General features: G+C 72.0%; 3 protein-coding genes. 1 reads left to right on the forward strand and 2 read right to left on the reverse strand.

Going from position 1 to position 3,038, the window contains the following annotated elements:
* Positions 1-86: 86 nt before the first annotated feature.
* Both ACQ5SO_RS21290 and ACQ5SO_RS21295 read right to left on the reverse strand, forming a co-directional pair.
* On the reverse strand, positions 87-764 hold the full coding sequence (locus tag ACQ5SO_RS21290) for an ABC transporter ATP-binding protein (protein ID WP_430943661.1): 678 nt from the start codon (positions 762-764) through the stop codon (positions 87-89).
* Positions 757-2,073, reverse strand: a complete 1,317-nt coding sequence (locus ACQ5SO_RS21295) for a lipoprotein-releasing ABC transporter permease subunit (RefSeq protein WP_430943662.1) — start codon at positions 2,071-2,073, stop codon at positions 757-759. The genes ACQ5SO_RS21290 and ACQ5SO_RS21295 overlap by 8 nt, the downstream gene beginning before the upstream one ends.
* A gap of 195 nt (positions 2,074-2,268) precedes the next feature.
* Here ACQ5SO_RS21295 and ACQ5SO_RS21300 point away from each other — a divergent pair, with 195 nt between their 5' ends.
* Positions 2,269-2,889 carry a hypothetical protein gene (locus ACQ5SO_RS21300; RefSeq protein ID WP_430943663.1) on the forward strand — a complete coding sequence of 207 codons (621 nt, stop codon included), beginning with the start codon at positions 2,269-2,271 and terminating at the stop codon, positions 2,887-2,889.
* The last annotated feature ends 149 nt before the right edge of the window (positions 2,890-3,038 follow it).

The raw sequence follows: 3,038 nt of genomic DNA on the forward strand, positions 1-3,038 counted from the left end.
CCCCCCCCCCCCCCCCCCCCCCCCCCCCCCCCCCCCCCCCCCCCCCCCCCCCCCCCCCCCCCCCCCCCCCCCCGCGCGCAGCGCAATCAGACCAGCGCGCCGCCTTCCAAGCGCACCTGCCGATCCATCCGCGCCGCCAGCTCGAGGTTATGGGTGGCGATCAGCGCCCCTGCCCCGGCTTCGGCGAGGGCGGCCCGGAGGGCGGCGAAGACCTTCTCCGAGGTCTCGGGGTCGAGGTTCCCGGTCGGCTCATCGGCCAGCAGCAGGCGCGGGCCGTTGGCGAGCGCCCGGGCGATGGCGACGCGCTGCTGCTCGCCGCCCGACAGCTCGGCGGGCCGGTGCGTGGCGCGGCCCGAAAGGCCCATCGCTTCGAGCAGCTCGCCCGCCCGGGCCGTGGCGGCGGCCATGGAGGCGCCCTCGGCCAGCTGCGGGATGGCGACGTTCTCGGCCGCGGTGAATTCCTGCATCAGGTGGTGGAACTGGTAGACGAAGCCGATCTCGCGCCGCCGCATCGCGGTGCGCACGGCGTCGGACCGCTCGGCGGTCATGTCGTGGCCCACCACCTCGACCGTGCCCGCATCGGGCTTGTCGAGAAGGCCCGCGATATGCAGCAGCGTGGATTTGCCGGAGCCGGAGGGGGCGGTCATCGCCACCACCTCGCCCGCCGCCACCTGCAGGTCGCAGCCCTTCAGCACCTCGACCGCCGCGGGGCCGCTCCCATAAGTGCGCGCAATGCCCGAGAGGCGCAGAACCAGGTCACTCATAACGCAGCGCCTCCACGGGATCGAGCCGCGCCGCCCGGCGGGCCGGGAACCAGGTGACGGCGAAGGACAGACCCAGCGCCATGGCCGAGGTCTTGAGCACGATCGGCCAGGACAGCTCCGCCGGGAAGCGGGAGATCAGCCGCACCTCCGGGTCCCAGACCCCGCCCCCGAGGAGGAAGTCCACGGCGCCGAAGATCGGGTCGATATAGATCACGAACAGCACCCCGAGGATGGTCCCGATGATCGTCCCCAGCGCGCCGATCCCGGCGCCGCAGAGGAAGAAGATCCGCAGGATCGCCCCCTGCGGCAGGCCCATGGTGCGCAGGATGCCGATGTCGCGGCCCTTGTTCTTCACCAGCATCACCAGCCCCGAGACGATGTTCAGCGCCGCGATCAGCACCACCAGCGACAGGATCATGAACATGGTGTTGCGCTCGAGATCCAGCGCCGAGAGGAACGCGCCGTTGGCGTCCTTCCAGGTCCAGGGGATGTAGGCGTCGCCTGCCGCGGCGCGGATGCCGCGGTCAAGGTCGCTCCCGGTCCCGAGGGCGTCGGGCCGCTCCACCACCGCCTCGACCATGTCCGCCACGCCCTGGCGGTTGAAATAGTCCTGCGCCTCCTCGAACGGCATGAACACGCGGGTGCGGTCCACGTCCGAGCGGCCGATGCGGAAGACGTAGGTGACTTCATAGGTCTTCTGTTTCGGCGCCATGCCGAAGGGGGTCGCGCGGCCATTGGGCAGGATCATCGTCACCCTGTCGCCCGCGCCCACGCCCAGCTCCCGCGCCACGCCCCAGCCGAGCGCGATGCCCTCGCCGTAGCGGTCCAGCGAGCCCTGGGATTGCTCGGGATTGGCGATCCAGGGCAGCGCCAGAAGGTCCTGCCCGCGCATCCCGCGCACCACGGCGCCGGAATTGTTCTGCCCATGGGTCAGCAGCGCCTGCCGCTCGATCATCGGGGCGGCGCGGATCACGCCCGGCACCCCGGCGACGCGGATGGCGAGCGCCTCGTAATCATGGATGTCGCGCACCGCGCGCCCGTCCACCCAGGTGGTGCGCGGATACATGTTCACATGCCCCTCTGCCCCCAGGATGCGGGAGGTGAACTCCTCGCGGAAGCCGGACATGACGGACATGACCACGATCAGCGTGCCCACCGCCAGCGCGATGCCGACAAGCGCGTACCACACGATGGTCGACACGCCCCCCTCGCGGCGACGCGCGCGCATGTAGCGCCAGGCGATCAGCCATTCATGGCGGGCGAAGGGACGCGCGCCGCCGGAGACGGGGCGCGTGGATGCGTCGGGCATGGAGGTCCTTTCCGACTCGGGGCGGTTGCGGCGGGCGCAGGGTCCACCGCTTAGCGGTCCAAGTGCAAGCCCTCGGGGGAGGAGGGAGAACCCTCCTCCCCCGAACCCCCTCCTCCCCTTTCTTTTTGTTGGCTTTTAGGCGGCGGCGCGGGCGGTTAGGGTGCGCCCGGAATTTTGAACGGAAAGGAATGCGACATGCTTCGGTTGATCGGGTTGGCGGGCGTCGTGCTCATGATGGGAACCGCGGCGCAGGCGGGGCCGGACTGGACCCTGCCCGGGGCCGCCTCGGACCCCATCGGGTATGGCGAGATCACCGGCGCCGACGTCATGGCGGGCGCGAAGCGCTGCGCCGAGGCGGTGAAGGCCGATGACCGCGGTTTGCTCTCGGACCTGCCGCTGCTGTCCGAGGAGGAGTGGGGCAAGACCACTGACCGCGCCGTCTACGACCTGCCGCAGGAAGGGCTGACCATCCGCATGATGCTCAGCGCCCGCAAGGCGCGGAAGTTGAAGATCCAGGGCTGCTCGGTCGAACTGGACGCCGCCGCGCCGCAGGCCGCCCGCGAAGCGGCGATGGAGGTGGCGCTGGCCTGGGCCGAGGAGAATCGCAAGGCGGGGGTCATGACCCACGACCCCTGCGAGGGCAGCTGCGCGAAACACATGGCCGAGACCGGCGGCCGGATGGAGGACTATTTCTGGTGCGCCGCGCCCGGATCGCCGCTCAAGGTCTCGCCCGGCTGGTTCAACGCCGAGGACACGTTCCACATCAGCCTGTCTCGCTTCTCCGTCCTCGGCAAATGGCGCAAGGCCTGCCCGTAAGCGCCCCGCCGCGGGATGGAGGGGGGAGCGGGGGGGGGGGGGGGGGGGGGGGGGGGGGGGGGTTGCGCCCCCCCCCCCCCCCCCCCCCCCCCCCCCCCCCCCCCCCCCCCCACCCCCCCCCCACCCCCCCCCCCCCCCCCCACGCCCCC

The sequence above is a fragment of the Rhodovulum sp. DZ06 genome, assembly GCF_050586345.1.
Classification (GTDB): domain Bacteria; phylum Pseudomonadota; class Alphaproteobacteria; order Rhodobacterales; family Rhodobacteraceae; genus JBOCEF01.